The organism is Chryseobacterium sp. SG20098, assembly GCF_031844745.1.
GTDB lineage: Bacteria > Bacteroidota > Bacteroidia > Flavobacteriales > Weeksellaceae > Chryseobacterium > Chryseobacterium cucumeris.
The window spans coordinates 4,021,325-4,038,106 of sequence record NZ_CP134622.1 but is presented as its reverse complement, the minus strand read 5'-3'; the positions used below and the strand labels follow the sequence as shown (position 1 = coordinate 4,038,106).

11 protein-coding genes are annotated in these 16,782 nt (G+C 37.1%); 4 read left to right on the top strand and 7 right to left on the bottom strand.

Going from position 1 to position 16,782, the window contains the following annotated elements:
* Positions 1-176: 176 nt before the first annotated feature.
* The 7 genes from RHP76_RS18520 to RHP76_RS18490 form a co-directional block, all read right to left on the bottom strand.
* Positions 177-503, bottom strand: coding sequence for a VanZ family protein (locus RHP76_RS18520; RefSeq protein WP_311230269.1), 327 nt, complete (start codon positions 501-503; stop codon positions 177-179).
* A gap of 25 nt (positions 504-528) precedes the next feature.
* Positions 529-906: a glycine cleavage system protein GcvH gene (gene gcvH / locus RHP76_RS18515; protein WP_047098621.1), complete on the bottom strand. Its 378-nt coding sequence runs from the start codon at positions 904-906 to the stop codon at positions 529-531.
* A gap of 105 nt (positions 907-1,011) precedes the next feature.
* Positions 1,012-8,043 carry a T9SS outer membrane translocon Sov/SprA gene (sprA, locus tag RHP76_RS18510; protein WP_311230268.1) on the bottom strand — a complete coding sequence of 2,344 codons (7,032 nt, stop codon included), beginning with the start codon at positions 8,041-8,043 and terminating at the stop codon, positions 1,012-1,014.
* Positions 8,044-8,100: 57 nt separating this feature from the next.
* Positions 8,101-8,685 carry a Holliday junction branch migration protein RuvA gene (ruvA, locus tag RHP76_RS18505; RefSeq protein WP_120233586.1) on the bottom strand — a complete coding sequence of 195 codons (585 nt, stop codon included), beginning with the start codon at positions 8,683-8,685 and terminating at the stop codon, positions 8,101-8,103.
* Between the two features lie 226 nt (positions 8,686-8,911).
* Positions 8,912-11,200, bottom strand: a complete 2,289-nt coding sequence (locus RHP76_RS18500; protein WP_062672487.1) for an NADP-dependent malic enzyme — start codon at positions 11,198-11,200, stop codon at positions 8,912-8,914.
* 16 nt (positions 11,201-11,216) lie between these two features.
* Entirely contained in the window at positions 11,217-12,068 is an 852-nt protein-coding gene (locus tag RHP76_RS18495; RefSeq protein ID WP_062672485.1) for an ATPase, read from the bottom strand.
* Positions 12,069-12,153: 85 nt separating this feature from the next.
* Positions 12,154-12,417, bottom strand: a complete 264-nt coding sequence (locus RHP76_RS18490; RefSeq protein WP_062672483.1) for a hypothetical protein — start codon at positions 12,415-12,417, stop codon at positions 12,154-12,156.
* 365 nt (positions 12,418-12,782) lie between these two features.
* Between RHP76_RS18490 and RHP76_RS18485 the strand changes: the two genes are divergently transcribed.
* The 4 genes from RHP76_RS18485 to RHP76_RS18470 all read left to right on the top strand — a co-directional run bounded on the left by RHP76_RS18485 (position 12,783) and on the right by RHP76_RS18470 (position 16,509).
* Positions 12,783-13,241 carry a GtrA family protein gene (locus RHP76_RS18485; protein WP_062672481.1) on the top strand — a complete coding sequence of 153 codons (459 nt, stop codon included), beginning with the start codon at positions 12,783-12,785 and terminating at the stop codon, positions 13,239-13,241.
* Between the two features lie 3 nt (positions 13,242-13,244).
* The gene (locus RHP76_RS18480) at positions 13,245-13,982 is read left to right on the top strand and encodes a lysophospholipid acyltransferase family protein (protein ID WP_082798740.1); all 738 of its coding nucleotides are present in this window, start codon (positions 13,245-13,247) and stop codon (positions 13,980-13,982) included.
* A 30-nt stretch (positions 13,983-14,012) separates the two neighbouring features.
* Positions 14,013-15,458 (top strand): MFS transporter, encoded by a 1,446-nt coding sequence (locus RHP76_RS18475; RefSeq protein WP_311228757.1) that lies wholly within the window; start codon positions 14,013-14,015, stop codon positions 15,456-15,458.
* 91 nt (positions 15,459-15,549) lie between these two features.
* A complete protein-coding gene (locus RHP76_RS18470; protein WP_311228756.1) occupies positions 15,550-16,509 on the top strand; it encodes a DUF3810 domain-containing protein in 960 nt (319 codons plus the stop codon).
* The last annotated feature ends 273 nt before the right edge of the window (positions 16,510-16,782 follow it).

Genomic DNA, 16,782 nt, shown 5'->3' with positions numbered 1-16,782 from the left:
GCTTCGCTCAGGGTGACAGCGTTGGAGTGCACGGGCGCGAGGAGTAGGAATGGATAGCAGGAATTAGCTCCTGAAAAAATTGGAGAGTTGGAGGGTTTGAGAGTGAAAAAGTTTAAATGTACTGGTGAAGAGGGAATAAAAAATAGATATAAAATCGTGATGATTTGAAAGGCGTGCTAAAAGAAACGCTTGATTAATAACTTATAGGTATAATATCCTAACAGACATCCGATCGTATCTGCTACGATATCTAAAGTTTCCATCGATCTTCCCAATCCCATTTCTTCCTGCAGGATTTCGGTGAGGAAAGCATAAATAAGGATGAGCTGGACAAAGTATGAGAATTTTATTTTGGGAAAAGCAGCAATGAAAGAGAAACCCAGTGCTGCGAATATGCTTACATGCAAAACCTTGTCGATACCGCTGAACATGAACCAATATTCATGGTTTTCTTCTCCCGGCTTGAGAAGCATATAAGTAAGAAATGCCCAATAAATGGGCAGTATCTTACTAAATATTTTTGAAATCTTATCCAATGATCGCTTTGTAATCATCTGCAGAAAGTAACTCTGACTGATCTGCTCCATCAGCAATTTCCAATTTGATGATCCATCCGTCTCCATAAGGATCTGTATTTAACAGTTCAGGCTGATCTTCTAATTCTGAATTAAACTCGATAACTTTTCCTGAAATAGGTAAGAATAGATCTGAAACAGTTTTTACTGCTTCTACACTTCCGAAAACATCTCCTCCATTAAGATCATCATCTACAGTATCTACATCAACGTAAACGATGTCTCCAAGTTCTCCCTGTGCGAAGTCTGTAATACCGATTGTAGCAACGTTACCTTCGATCTTGATCCATTCGTGATCTTTCGTGTACTTTAATTCTGATGGTGTGTTCATTTTTAAATTTTTATTTTGTACAAATGTATTCAAAAATATAGTAGCTTCAAATATTGGATATAAAAAAAGTCCTTCAAATGAAGGACTTTTATGTTTGTATTATTTTTAGAATCCACCTCCGGATTCACCGAATGTAAATGTGGCTGAAATACCTGCTCTGATCGTAGACAGCGGGAATGCTGTGGAGATCTTGTATTTTGAGGTCATCTGTTCGTAGAATACTCTCAGATTCAGATTCTCGGAAACATTGTAATCTGCGGAAAGTTTAATGTTCATGAGTCTCTGTCCTCCTGTAACCTGGGCATCATTTAACAGAATATTCATAATAGATGTTTTACTGTCTCTTAATGAAATATCTCCTCTGATGTTAAGGTCACTTCCTTTTCCTCTTGTTCCTCGACCTCTGATATTAGCTGTTCCCAATCTGAAGTTTCGTACAATATAACCAAGTCTTACTACATATTCTGTATTGGCATCTTCGGTAAGCGTCTGGTTGACTAATCCCAGTACCATCATTCTGGTTCTGTTGTACTGTATTCCGAACTGCATATTATTTCTCATGGTAACATCTACTCCGATAAGTGGTGAGAAAGATTCTACATATCCCACCTGTGCGAATGTATATGGGTTAATTTTATCACCACCATTTTTGTCTATATTACCTGCGTTATCTACAACCTGATAGTATCCATTCGGGTTGCCATGATAATCTACATTGCTTTGAATACCTGTCGCTGTATAAGTGGCGGTATAGGCATGTAAGATATCAAACTTCGAGAACTGTCCGCTGATCATCGGGATATTCTTTAACCCGGAATAGGTAATTCTCCAGTTTGGTAACGGGAATCCTGATTTTTTAGGATTGCCCATAGGCGTCACTGATTTTCCTTCCATCGCTGCTCTAAAGGCAGGAATCAATACATAGGCATTTCCAATGCTGTAATGCTTAGCAAATCCGTTGTTATCCAATACGGCTCCCGGATCTCCCAGCTGTTGAGAAAGAGCTCTCGCATTTTCTCTGATCGCCTGATAAACTGCCTGCCCATCTTTAAATGATGTACCAAGAAGCGTTGTTGTATTGGAATAGGTTATCATTTCGCTGGCAAATGTAAAATCTGTATCAGGAACTCCACCATTGGTATAGTTGAATCCTGTATGGGAGAAGTTACTGTTAAAGGTATGCAACACATTAAGATCTACTCTTAAATCGTTCATTGGTATCACCTGTAGGTCGGCTCTCAATTCTTTGGTCGACATTCTTACATAAGGATCTGTCATGTATTTAGAATCACTAACCCATCCGTTTTCCATTACTGTTCTTCTGATATCTGCCTGTGATCCTAAAAGGAATCCCAGTGTCGGACCTCCCAATGTCTGTCCGTATCCATACCAGTTTGGAGCTGATATTAATCCCGGAAGTACTGTTCCATTCGTTTCGTTATAACTTACGTTTAGCTGTTTGAAAGAAGTTAAGAAGAATGCAGCGCTTTGAAGTGGAGTAAGCTTATTCTTAAATTTATATTTCTTATATCGGTATCTGTTTTTCTCCCATTGTTTCGAATATACATTATTCAGAGAGTCCATCTCCTGTCTGCGTTTCTGAAGTTTGGCATTAATATTTTTGAAATAATTAAACTGGCCAAAGAACTTCGGAAGATCCGCAGAAGCTGTTGCCTGAATCACATTGGTATTTTGCCCAATGGATCCTAAACTCGTTGTTTTATTATTGTTAGGATCTACAAATCCAAGCAATGAGGTAGATCTTGCAGCCCAGTTATAAGTAAATCCATATCCTACTTCCGCATCAATGAAATCCAGATAAGGCAAATATTGGAATGGTAGTTTATAGTTTAACTGTGCTCTGTGATTATACAATACCGGCCTTCCTGCTCTGAATATATTTCCGAAAATCGATTTGCTGTCCATCGAATTTACATCCAGATTGTCATTTAATGTTCTGGTTGCGGAATTGATTTCCAGTTTTAATGATTTTGTAAAATTGAATCCTAATCCATACTGCCATCCAAAGAAGAAGTTTCTGTTTCTGATGGCATCGAAATTACTGTTCATATCGCCATTAAGGATTGCTTCCACATTTCTGAACTCAAGCTCGTTGTAGTTTCTGTCGATTTCAGTTCTGAAAGAGATTCTTGTAGGAATTGGATTGATATTGAATTCTTTTACCCATCTCAGATACTTTGTCGATTTTGCCGTATCACTGATCATCTTGTTGAAAGGTTTCAGCACCCACGGTTTAAAGGTGTAGTTATAATCAATATACCCTCTCAGATACTGTCTGTAATTTCTCTTGGTATAGATATCTCTGAAATAGTCATCGTTATAAACAGCAGTTACTGATACGTTTTCAATATCATAAAACTTAGGCTTTTTATTTGGATTTACTCTTTCTTTATGCATGTTAACGACTCCTATACTTCTCTGTTGAGTATAGGTTCTCGCTACTTTTTTCAACTGATCTTTATTTGGTGCCTTATTAAATTCTACATCGGTATCCAGAGGATTGTACTTTGGATCTTCAATAGTCTGCGAGTAAGAATAGTTTAAAGGAATTTTCACCCCTGTTTTTTCCGGAAGGAATTTATCTACATTGATCGCCGTATTGATGCTGAATGCAGATTGAGTAGACTGTGTTCTTTCAGCAGGTTTTGAATCGATATTTCCGAAACCAACTGAGGTATAAGAGGCATTGGCATTCACTGTTGCCAGGTCTCCCATATTGAAGTTTAAGCTGGCATTTCCTGCATATCCACCATCATTCTCAATTTCAGAAAGACGGATTTCGTTTACCCAAAGAACTCTTGTTATGGTAGAGTTTGTTCTTGGATCTGCATTTCTTACCCCAATCATAATGGTGGTAATATTTCCTAAACTTGGTCTACCTTTGATATAAATATTTTTATAAGGCTCCTGATATCCTGTGTCAACGGTTCTATTTGTAATAGCAACACCAGATTTATCTCTTCTGATCTTTGCATCTACAAAGTTCTGAACATCAAAATCAACTTCGTTTTCCATTGGCCAGATCTCCATAGGAGCTGTTGCTGTTGTAGGAGTCATTCTTAAAGATGATTCATACTCGTAATAGTTATCAGTAGCATCGCTTCCGAAACGGATAAAGAATTTGGTATTCTCATCCAATCCAATCACTCTGTTCAATGGATCGTGAGCATGTACAAACAGCTTCAGCTTTTTGTATCTTCTCATATCCAATGTTGTATTTTTGAATACTCCTCTTGCCTCAGTTTTAAGGTCTTTCACTTTCATGTAAAGTGATGCTTCATTCTGTCTCTGCGCTCCTGCATTTCCACTCAATACCTGCCTGTCAATTCCCGGAGGCAATACATATGGAGGTTGGTTCAATGCATTTTCTTCAATATTTACACTTCCTATTTCAAAATTAGGATCTGTTACAGTTCCCGTTCCTTCGTCGGAATTAGGAACATTTACACTGGCAATTTTACTGGTATATTTTCTCCAGTCTGATCTTACAAGATCCATTGTTCCGAATCTTAAAGTAGAGGTCTGATCAAATCCTGCAAGCATTAATCTTGCAAATCTTACATTATTTAGTACTGCATCTTCGTGTGTTCCTTCTGCCGGATCATAATTCGCTACAGGAATTCTGAACAGGTACCATTTAACATCTGAACTCTGTCCGTTCTGGAATGTTGCTTTTACTGTTTTTACATCTACAATATTATTCGTTCCAAGTGACAAACTTGGCTGGTCAAGCTTTATAACATATTGGTTATAATTTTCAGTCTGATCCAGGTTGTAATCTTTGTTGATATCTTCAGCATCCGGAGTTTGCGAAGCTACATTCAGAGAGTTTGCTTCTGAGTTTCCTTCAGGGTTTCTGAAATATTTATATCGTTCCACTACTGAAGCTGCCTGACTTCCTGTAAATTTATCAGAAAGATAGAATACGAAGTCATCCACTGCAGGGTCAGCAATATTGGTTACGGGGTTTACAAAAGTATTTCCGAATCTCATCGCTTCCTGATCAGAAGTAAGACCATCATATCCGGCATCCTGTGTTTTTCTTTCATCTCCTTCTGTAGAGAATGCATATAAAATTGGTGGCTGTTTTGGTTGTGTTCCCCAGTTTGAATTCGTTGTAGAAGAAGGATTACCTGGAGTTGGAAGTCCGTTTTCATACTGCATTTTTCCATCTTTCAATACATCTTCTGAAACGTTTCCTAAGTGAAGTAAAAGTTTTGGATCAGTACCCAGCGTTTTACCATCTGCATAAGGATCCATCATCCAGAATTCAACATATTCAATGTTTGAAGTAACAAAGTTGGGAACACTGATCGATCTCATGATCCCTGCCCATCTGCTTTGTGGCTGTTCTGTTAACTGATTTACGTTGTATGGTCCTTTTTCTTTAGGAAAATATGAAATATCGAAAGTATTCGTGAAGGTTTGTTCTCCTGCTACGAAATCTCTGTTATTATAAATCTCCGAATATTGTACTCTTCTGGAAGCGTGATTGGATACAGACTGTGGAGTAATTCCTGCCGGAGCTTTTCCTCCCACTCCCCAGAATCTAGGGTCAATATTATACCATGTTAATAATCCTCTTCCATATCCGCTTGTTAGATCATCATTGGCCGGTACAGTGTTAAATGGCGGCAATGTATTTTTTTCCGGTTTTGAAGCAAGGCTCCATGCTGCCGGCTCTTTTAATGATATTTTAGAAGTTGTTTGTTCAAAATCGTCAATGTAAGATTGATTATTTGTTCCTTTATTCAAGCCAGGTAACAAGTAGGCCGCTTCCATCTTGAAGTTTAAGTTGGATGGAGCTTCGGTTTTCACCATCGGAAGTTTGTTGGTAAGTCTTGTAAGATAAGGAGCCTGATTGTTATACATCAGGTTGATCCCTGCCATGGTATTGTTTACCGCTTCCTGGCCAAAGTTTACTTTCTGAGTCAATGGAGATTCAGAGTAATTGATTACTGTTCCTCCCAAGATAAAGTTTTCACTGAATCTTCTTTCTAAGTTTAATCCTAAGAATCTTTTCCTTTGGGTATTAAATGTCAACTGGTTTTCCAGTGAAATATTGATCGCCTGTCCGGACTGTTTTACATTTTCATTGATGATGGTAACCGTACCAAGCATATAATCTACGGTATAATCAACTCCTTCTGTAAGCTGTACCCCATTTGCGGCCACTTTTACTGATCCCTGAGGAACGTTTACAGCACCCAGAGAAATACCTTGTCCCTGAACACCTTTGTAGCGTCCTTCCATGGTATACCTCTGCGCAAGGTTACTGGAGATCGCCTGTTGTTTTTGTTTGGTATAAAGATCCTGAAAAACATATTGAGGATCACTTGTACCTAATTTTGATTCCAGATATTTACCGAAAGGCTGCACTTTGGTAAAGATGACTCTTCCTGTTTCCGGTCTGATGGTAATTCCATTCACAAAGTCGAAAATACCATCTCCCTTACTTCCGTCTTTATTGTTTTGAATATCGCCGTTCATATTGAGACGGTCCCAGTTAAATAACTTCAATAAGTTCTGATCTTTTACAGGAGTGTCCGGAAGATAATTTACCTTACCTCCAGTTTTTGGATCTCGGTAATAGACGTTAAGGATAAATCCATCCGGAGATACCTGTCCTGCATCTATAGAATAGATATTCTTCATCATCAGATCCCACATCGGAGACTGCGTATTCACCTTATTGTTTACTCTCAATACTTTGGTAATCAACACCGGGCTTTCTTCAGAAAATTCCCCTACTTTGTATACTTTATTGCTTCCATTAACGGTGTATGAGTAAGAAACGGCTAAAAGCTGCTGGTCATTAAGCTTCTGATTTAATGAAATATATCCCAACTGTGGCTGGAAAGTAAATTCATTACTGTTCAGCTTTCTGGCTTTTGTATTGTAAATGAATTGTTCTCCGTTATCGTAAGGAGCGGGATCTCCAGGAAGCACCTGCCCCTGGAAAATAGTTCCATAGTTCTTACCTGCTTCTCTGGTTCCTGCTACCGATGAAACAGCATCATAAAGACCGTTCAGCGAGTTATCCGGCAGCGTAACTCCTCCGGGTCCTTCTCCAAGGTCTCTGATCCCGATAATACTTTTCTGATATGCCAGATTACTGTTCCCCTGATCCAATACCCAGACTTCCATTCTGGTAATGTTGATGGTTGAGTTGATCTGCGGATAATTAAGTAAGGCATCATCATACTTATTCAGGAAATAATGTCCTATAAAGAAGTGTTGGTTTTCTTCGTAGTCAATGGCGTTGACTTTAAAATTGTTCATCACACCACCACCCTGTACTACAATATTACGGGCTTCACCCTGCTGCTGGGAAAGAACTACGGTTCCAAATGTTTTTCCTAACTGGAATTCTGTTTTCACCCCGAACAGTGATTGTGAACCACGGATAAGGCTGGTTGAAAGCGGCATGTTTACATTACCAAATTCAACTCTTTTGATGATTTTATCTTCTCCTCCTTCATTAGGTTTATCTACATTTCCAAGCCCTTTGCTCTGAAGATCTTTCCAGCTTCCTTTTGCCTGCCATACAAGATTCATTCTGTTTTCAAAAGCAAAACCACTCTGGGTATCATAATTGGCCTTTAACTGAAGGTTTTCCCCTACTTTTCCCAATAATCCCAACTGAATTCTCTGATCAATATCAAAGGTAAAACTGGTCCTGTTCTGAGGCAGGATCATTGGGTTATCTATTTTCTGGTAAAGTCCTGCAAAATCCAGGGATGCATACCCTGAAGGGATGATTTCAATTTTATTACCTCCGAAAATGGTTTCGAAAAGCTTGTTATTGATCATTACAGAAGGAATAAGTCCTTTTCTCCTTGCATCTGATTTATCTTTTCTGAAAAGAAGATTGTACTTATCTGATTTTTCCTTATAGTAAGCTCTGGTCTGACTGGCAAGCATATATTCTTTATATTCTTCCGGAGACATGGCTGTAGGAGGACCTGTAATGGTATTTCCGATTTTTGGATATACATAGTACATCCCTGTTTTTATGTCGTAATAGGCTTCATACCTCGTAGGGTCGGCCACTTCATATTGTTTTCTTATGATCGCTGTATCTTTCTGTGCCTGCCCAAAAGCACTCACAGACATACACAGGAACGACAGGAACAAAAATATGTTAAGATACTTAATATTCGCCACCAAATGTTAAATGTTTTTTAAGATTTGTTTAACCAATTCTTCTACCGAGATGGTTGGATTTTGTTTGATAATTTTATCCGCAATCTTCTCGCTTGTTCGTTTAGGAATGCCTAAAACTTCTAATGCAGATAACGATTCTTCCTTAATTTTATTATCCACCATCACAGAAATATTCGCGTTTGGATCGCTGTATTTCTGTACTTTATCTTTAAGATCCACAATAATTCTTTCGGCAGTTTTTGCACCAATTCCTTTTGCTTTTTGGATCAATGCACTGTTTCCGGAAAGTATAGCAGAAGCAATCTCATCAAGACTCAATGTTGACAACAGAATAAGGGCTGAAACAGCTCCTACTCCATTAACGCTTATTAACAGATTGAACATTTCTTTTTCTGAACGTGTGTTAAATCCAAAGAGAAGATGAGCATCTTCACGAATGATCTGCTGAATAAATAAAAAGGTCTGCTGATTCAAAACCAGCGTCTGTGAGGTCATCAAACTGATTCCCACATAGTAACCAACTCCCTGAACATTGATGACAGCGTAGGTAGGCGTAAGTTCTTGAACAGTGCCTTGTAAAGAAAATATCATTATTAATTTTTAAAACTCCCAAATATAGCAATTTAAACTAATTAATGTTTTCATTTGATGTACGAATGATTTTTAACTTAAATTTCAAATAAGAATTCAAGGAATTAACAGAAAAACAAAAGACTCCAAAATATGGAGTCTTTTTACTATCTGAACACGGTTTACAGTGTCATTTTTTAAATAAGAGAGATGGATTACTGTTTCCAGTTATACCGCTCATTCTATATTACGATTTCTTTTCTCTTCTTTGAGCATCAAGAACAGCAATGGTAGCAAGGTTTACGATCTCATCAACGCTCGAACGCATCTGAAGTACGTGTACCGGCTGCTTTAATCCCATTAAGATAGGTCCGATAACCTGTGCTACTTTCATTCCTCTCAGGATTTTGTAAGAAAGGTTTGCACTTTCCAGATTCGGGAAGATGAATGTATTGGCCGGAGTTGTTCCTAATTTTGAGAATGGATAATCACTCAGGTGGTCTGCATTCATTGCAAAATCAGGCTGAATTTCACCATCCACAACCATTTTCGGATATTTTTCATGAAGGATTCCTACTGCTTTCGCTACTTTCTTGGAAGTTTCAGAAATCGCAGCAAAGTTTTCAAATCCAAGCATTGCAATTCTTGGTTCAATGGCAAAAGATTTTACTGTAAATTCTGCCATTTTAGCAATATTCACAAGATCTTCTGCTGTAGGGTTTTGATTGATAGAAGTATCTGCGAAGAAAATAGGTTTCTTTTCAGACAGGATCATCATCATTGCCGCTACTTTATCTACTCCTTTATCTTTTTCAATAACTTCTAAAACAGGACGTAAAACGGAAGTATAGTTTTTAGAGAATCCTACAATAAGTCCATCCGTATCACCATGCTTCAGCATCAAAGGCCCGAAATAGTCTCTCTGGCGTACATATCTTTTCGCTTTGTACTCGTTCATTCCTTTTCTCTGACGAAGTTTCCAAAGGGTTTCTCTGTATTTTTTTCTGTTTTCTTTCTGATCGTCATCACTTGGATCAATGATAGGAACATCCAGAGTAATTCCGTAACGCTCCATTTGCTCCTTGATGTATTTTTTATCTCCTAAAAGGCTTGGGTAAGCAATTCCTTCTTCATAAAGAATCTGGGCAGCTTTCAATACATTGTATTCTTCTGCATTTCCAAGGGTAATTCTTTTCGGATTGGATTTCGCACGGCTCTGCATCATTCTTACCAATCTTTCATCTCTGCCCATTCTGTCTAAAAGCTGGTGCTCGTATTCGTCAAAATCCGTAATGGTTTTTCTGGCAACACCACTTTCAATAGCTGCTTTTGCCACAGCACTTGATACTTTTGTGATCAGTCTGTTATCAAATGGTTTTGGAATGAAATACTCTCTTCCAAACTGAAGATTCTGAACGTTGTATGCTAAAATTACAGCTTCCGGCACCGGTTCTTTTGCAAGATCAGCAATAGCGTGTACCGCAGCCAGTTTCATGGCTTCATTAATTCCTGTAGCCTGTACATCCAAGGCTCCACGGAAGATATAAGGGAATCCCAATACGTTGTTGACCTGGTTAGGATAATCACTTCTTCCCGTTGCCATGATCACATCTTTACGGGTTTCCAGTGCAAGGTCATAAGCAATTTCCGGATCCGGGTTGGCAAGAGCAAATACAATAGGATTTTCATTCATGCTCTGCAACATCTCAGGAGTCATTACGTTTCCTTTTGACAATCCAACAAAAACATCAGATCCTTTTACAGCATCTTCTAATGTTTCGATATCTGTCTGAGCGATGAAATCTAATTTTTCAGGAGTAAGGTTTTCTCTTTTATGATTGATTACTCCTTTACTGTCACACATCAGGACGTTTTCTTTTTTCAATCCTAATGAAATATAAAGTTTGGTACATGCAATAGCTGCAGCTCCAGCTCCGTTCACCACCATTTTTACTTTATCAATATCTTTATTGGCAATCTGCAGAGAGTTGATCAATGCAGCCGCCGAGATAATGGCTGTTCCATGCTGGTCATCGTGCATCAAAGGAATATTCAATTCCTCTTTCAGTCTTTGTTCTATATAAAAAGCTTCAGGTGCCTTAATATCTTCAAGATTGATACCTCCAAAAGTAGGAGCAATCCCTTTTACAATTTCAATAAATTTATCCGGATCTTTCTCATCGATCTCAATATCAAAAACGTTGATATCTGCAAAGATCTTGAATAAAAGCCCTTTCCCTTCCATTACCGGTTTTGAAGCCTCAGCACCGATATCTCCCAGTCCAAGTACGGCAGTACCGTTAGAAATTACTGCTACCAGGTTTCCTTTTCCTGTATAATCATATACAGTTTCCGGCTTATCATGAATTTCCATACAAGGAACTGCTACTCCCGGAGAGTAAGCCAATGACAAATCTCTTTGAGAAGAGTGTGGCTTTGACGGGATCACTTCAATTTTTCCTTTGGGTTCTGCTTTATGATAATCTAGCGCTGCCTGGCTAAAGTTCTTTTCGTCACGATTGTTGTTACTTGACATAAAATTTTGTTTTTTGTTAAAGTATATATTTAATGTGGTAATCTACTAAGCTTTCAATTGGTTTCTGCACAACATGTCCCACATTTAAATTAAGTTCTGTAGCTACAGAACGTAATGTATTTTCATAATAATAAGCGATGGAACCGATAAAATTGATCTCGGCATCATGCGCTTCCTCATAAGGAAGAACCTGATATTCGAAGAAACTTTTCATTTCCTCAAAAACCATGTCTTTGAAATAAGGATGATCTTTTCTTTCGATTACAAATTTGGTAAAATTCGCCAGATAGGCGTTTGGCCTCGGAGTATGATACATATTTTTCAATGCATCTTCCACGGTAAGCTGATAATCTGCTTCAAATTCTTTATGAAGATCTGCAGGCAGTTTTTTCATAAAATATCTGCGCACCAATTGCTTTCCGATAGCACTTCCACTTCCTTCATCCCCAATCAGGAATCCTAGTGAAGGCAGTTCTATCTTTACATTTTCACCGTCAAAAAAACAGGAATTTGATCCTGTGCCAAGAATGCACACAATAGCAGGTTTCCCACTGTATGCCGCATAAGCTGCAGCCATCAGGTCTTCCTTCACAATAATCTCCGCTTTTCCAAAAACCTTTTTCAGCTCTTCCTCTATGGTCTCGCAGTTTTTCTTCACACCGCATCCGGAACCATAAAAAAAGACTTTGGTAATTGAATTTTTAACCGATATCAGATTGCTATTCTTCTGTATTTCAGGAGCGATAAGTTCTCTGTTGATAAAATTCGGATTGAAACCGATTGTTTCTGTTTTCAGAAAAACTTTCTTAAAGTCATCAAGTATTACCCAATCCGATTTAGTAGAACCACTATCTACAATAGCAACCATATTTTAGATTTTAATTTAAGGGTGCTAAATTATGAATTTATCTTCAATTAGCGTTTAAAAACAACCTGGAAGCTGTCTAAAATCATTAATGCTTGATTTGTGTTTTTTTTTCGTTGAATTGTATAAGCCAATCTTCTATTTCATCTTCCAGATAGGAAGTCTGTAATACCATTGCATTGATAAAATCATCAGGTACCGGTTCTCCGCTGGAGTTTTCAAGATTCCACAATTCGTCTGACATATTTTCATATTCTGAATACACTCTTTTGAAGCGGGAATTTTCTTTCTCAAGAGCCTCAATATTTTTCTGTTGAAGCTGGAATTTTCTGTATTTGTTTTGACGTTTCATACAAATATTATTAAAAATTGGGTCATAAAATGTTTGGAGTATATACGCTTAACCGCGCACTACAAGATAGAAAAAACCATCAACACAAGGAGTTGAAAATGAATTTATTATCAGGTCTTAATTACATCATTCTGAATATTAAAATTAGAAATAATTTTTATTAAAAAAAATATTTTAACAACTTTTTTCAGTGTTTAACATATAGTTATAAATTTGCATATTCATATTGTAAAGCCATGGGATTATTGAGATTTCAAAACCATTAGTATCAGAGGGAATTCGCTAAGGTGTTTATCTGCTGAGATATAAACCCGCCCGGTATGCTATCCAATATGTACAAACATTTTTAGTTTTATAATCATTAAATGAAAGAAATACTCTTACGCCAGAAACAGGTTTTGTTCTTCATCATTGCAGGAGGACTGAGTGCCATTGTAGAAATAGGAAGCTTTAAGATTTTCAGCACCTATCTTCCGCACTTCTTTGTAAAGGAAACCAACTTTTATGGGGTACATTATCCTTTAAGTAACATTTTTTCCACAAGCTGCGGTATTATTACCAATTACTTTCTGAGCATCTGGTTTGTATTTGAAAGAGGAAAACATTCAAAGAGAAAAGAGTTTGCTTATTTTATGGTGGTCTCCTTTTTTTCAACATTACTTAGCTTAGGCTTTTTCCAAATATTCTATAGTTTCATATTTAAAGATAATATCAATTTATTTTTTTATACCTTGAGCCCGGAAATGATCAGCAAAATTGCAGCAATATTGCTGGTTTCTATTCTGAATTATTCGATAAAAAAGAAAGTAATTTTTAACGGTTAAGCTGTGACAAAAATTTTAAATTATCTCTGGAGATTCTGGTTGCTTCTGTTGGCATTTTTTCTGACAGTCAGCATTGGAATCCCCGTTTACATTTTATCCTTTAATAAAAAGCATTATAAATACGGTTACAAACTTGTCAGACTCTGGTGTTTTGGTATGTTTTACGGAATGGGCTTCAGGTATGATTTAATTAAACTTTCAGAACAGAAAAAAGACAAGAATATACCTTACGTCTTTATCTCCAATCATACGTCCATTATGGATATTATGCTTGTATGCATTCTCTTCCCTGATCATCCGATTTGCTTTGTAGGAAAAAAAGAACTGGTAAAAATTCCGATTTTCGGAACCATATATAAAAGGATATGTGTAATGGTAGACAGAGCCAGTGCAAAAAGTCGTGCAGATGTATACCGCAGGTGTGCTGAGAAAATGGAAGAAGGCAACAGTATCGCGATTTTTCCTGAAGGCGGTGTGCCAGATGATACTTCAATTATCCTGGATGATTTTAAGGACGGTGCATTTATGCTGTCTTCAAAACATCATTCTCCTATAGCTGTTTATACCTTTGTGGGACTCAAGGAAATGTTCCCTTTTGAAAACTCAAAAGGCTTTCCCGGAAGAGTAAAGGTATATTTTAATGGAATCATTGAGCCTACAGATTCGCCAAAAGACTTAAAGGCAGAGGCTTATGAGAAAATAAAAAAAACCTTAATCAGGTATTCCGTTGAAAGGAAATAGTTATATTTGTTTGTGAAATCTATAATAAATATGTCAAATTATTCTAAACAAACCAATTGGGCCCAATTCATTCCGTTGGTTACTGTATTCTTCTTTTGGGGATTTGTAGCAGCCAGTAATGATATTCTGATCCCTGTTTTTCAAAAAGCCTTCAATCTATCCCAAACTGAAAGTATGCTTGTACAGATATGCTTTTATGTAGCGTATACTGTAGGCTCTTTAATTTATATGCTTGTATCAAAGAGCCTTAAACAGGATTTGATCAATAAAATCGGATATAAGAATGGTCTTATTGTGGGGCTTCTGATTTCCGCATTGGGAACCTTATTGTTCTACCCGGCTGCCAATATGCATTCTTTCCCTTTAATGATCTCAGGGTTATTTATTGTAGGTTTAGGATTCTCTCTTCAGCAGATTGTTGCTAATCCGCTTGCTATTGAAGTAGGTCCTACGGAAACGGGATCTCAGAGGCTAACAATGGCAGGAGGGATTAATAACTTAGGAACTACTATTGGACCTCTTATCGTTGCATTTGCTATTTTTGGTTCTGCAAGCGCAGCCAATACTGAAGCGAGTATAGAAAGTGTAAAAACACCTTATCTTATTTTAGGAGCAGCTTTTGCTCTGGTAGTTTTAATGCTTAAATTCTCTTCCCTTCCTGCCGTAACTCCAACAAACACTGAGGACACCGATGATACAACTCCAGGAGAACATAGAAAGTCAGCATTCCAGTATCCTCAGCTGGTGATGGGAATGATCGCTATTTTTGTCTATGTAGGCGTAGAAGTTTCCACAGCCAGTAACCTTCCGGCGTATATGGAAAAAAGCTTGGGATTTGAAACGAAAGAGGTAGCCCCTTACATCTCTTTATACTGGGCATCATTAATGATTGGCCGTTGGACAGGTGCTGTAGAAGCATTTGACGTCAATGCTGGATTCAAAAAGATCTTAAGATTCTTAGCTCCTTATCTTGCATTCGGTGTATTTTTATTGGTAAACGCTATTGCCGATCATGATCTTTCTCCGTTCTATGTATATGGGTTTATCATTATCGCAATGATTATCTGTGATATTTTAAGCAAAGGAAACCCGGCAAGAATGCTTCTGATCTTCTCTCTGGCAGGGATCACCGCTCTACTTATAGGGATGTTCACTACAGGAATGGTATCTGTATATGCATTTACCAGTGTAGGTCTTTTCTGCTCTACTTTATGGCCTTGTATTTTCGCATTGGCTATCAACGGACTTGGAAAGCATACCAATCAGGGTTCAGGATACCTTATTATGATGATTATGGGTGGAGGTATTGTAAGCTTTATACAGGGTTATATTGCAGATATTACCAATATTCATTTCAGTTATATCGTAGGGGTCATTTGTTTTGCTTATCTTGCATTCTATGCGATCCGTGTAAGTGGGATTCTGAAAGCCCAGGGCATTGATCTTGATAAAATATCCAAAGGCAGTGGTCATTAATATAATAACAAATATATATAAGAAAAAGAGATTTTGGGCAGGTGTATTACTTGCCCAATTTCTTTTGTTTTATGGATTCTCAAAATCCAAAGTGATGATTTCTTTTTTTGAAAGTTTTTTTGAACTTCAGAAAGAGTTTCATCAGATGCTGTTCAGCTGGGTTCCGTTTTCTGTTGGAGATTTGATTTATATTCTATTGGGAATATTTCTTTTATACTATTTGATTACTTCATTCAGTAAACAGCGAAGAAATGATTCACTGATAAGGATTCTTATTATTATAAATGTTTTTTATTTTATTTATCAAATCTTCTGGGGAATGCTGTATTTCCAGACTCCAATTATTAAAAAACTTTCCAGTCAGGAGGAGCCCAATATGAATAAGGCAAAAAAATTAGCCCTTATCTATCTTGAAAAATGTAAGCAAACCAGACAGTATGTTCATGAGGATAAAAATGGTGTTTTTATCATCACCAACCTTACGGATATACAAAAGGAAATCCTGTACCAACAGACCAAACTGCCTTCTTATATTTCAGATAAAAAAGCTCCTCAACTTCTGGATATCAAGCCCAGTTTATTCAAAAAAGTAATGAACTTTACAGGAATTCTGGGATACTATAATCCTTTTACTGCTGAAGCTCAGTTTAACAGTGAATTACCTCACACATTCATTCCCTTTACAACAGCTCACGAAAGTTCTCATCAACTGGGTTTTGCCAGAGAGCAGGAAGCTAATTTCGTAGGGTATTTAATAGGCATTCATTCCGATAATCAGGAGTTGAGATACAGTACTGAATTTTTCACTTTAAAAAGTCTTTTAAGGTTCATTGTGGAGGAAGACCCACACTTTGTAAAGAATATTCTTCATCAGTACTCTCCAGCTATGAAAAGAGACCGTGCTTATGAAAAAAGTTTTGTTTTTCAGCATCAGGGATGGTTGGATGACTTCTTTGGATTTACCAATAACCTGTTTCTGAAAAGTAATCAACAAGAAGGCTCAGTTACCTATTCTTACTTTATTGATCTGCTCTTAAATTATGAATCATAAATAAAAAAAGAATCGTATCAGGCGATACGATTCTAAAAACACAAATGATGAAAAAAAATTTATTACCTTGACTTGTTCCCTCATTCAAGGCGATGTAAAAGTACTACATATTTTATAAATACAAAAACATTTCCCTCCTTTTTTAAAACTTTATGAAAACTTTATGATTTTTTAAGTTTTTTTGAGTTCATTTCTGTTTGTTACAAATTACATAGAATAGCGAAATTTAATAAACAAAACAAGGGCAAAACCCATTACAAGCTATAAAATAAT

Coding starts and splice junctions, on each gene's coding strand:
- RHP76_RS18490 (WP_062672483.1), bottom strand. CDS start 12,417: ATGAAACGTCAAAACAAATACAGAAAATTCCAGCTTCAACAGAAAAAT.
- RHP76_RS18495 (WP_062672485.1), bottom strand. CDS start 12,068: ATGGTTGCTATTGTAGATAGTGGTTCTACTAAATCGGATTGGGTAATA.
- ruvA (WP_120233586.1), bottom strand. CDS start 8,685: ATGATATTTTCTTTACAAGGCACTGTTCAAGAACTTACGCCTACCTAC.
- sprA (WP_311230268.1), bottom strand. CDS start 8,043: ATGTCTGTGAGTGCTTTTGGGCAGGCACAGAAAGATACAGCGATCATA.
- RHP76_RS18475 (WP_311228757.1), top strand. CDS start 14,013: ATGTCAAATTATTCTAAACAAACCAATTGGGCCCAATTCATTCCGTTG.
- RHP76_RS18485 (WP_062672481.1), top strand. CDS start 12,783: ATGAAAGAAATACTCTTACGCCAGAAACAGGTTTTGTTCTTCATCATT.
- RHP76_RS18500 (WP_062672487.1), bottom strand. CDS start 11,200: ATGTCAAGTAACAACAATCGTGACGAAAAGAACTTTAGCCAGGCAGCG.
- gcvH (WP_047098621.1), bottom strand. CDS start 906: ATGAACACACCATCAGAATTAAAGTACACGAAAGATCACGAATGGATC.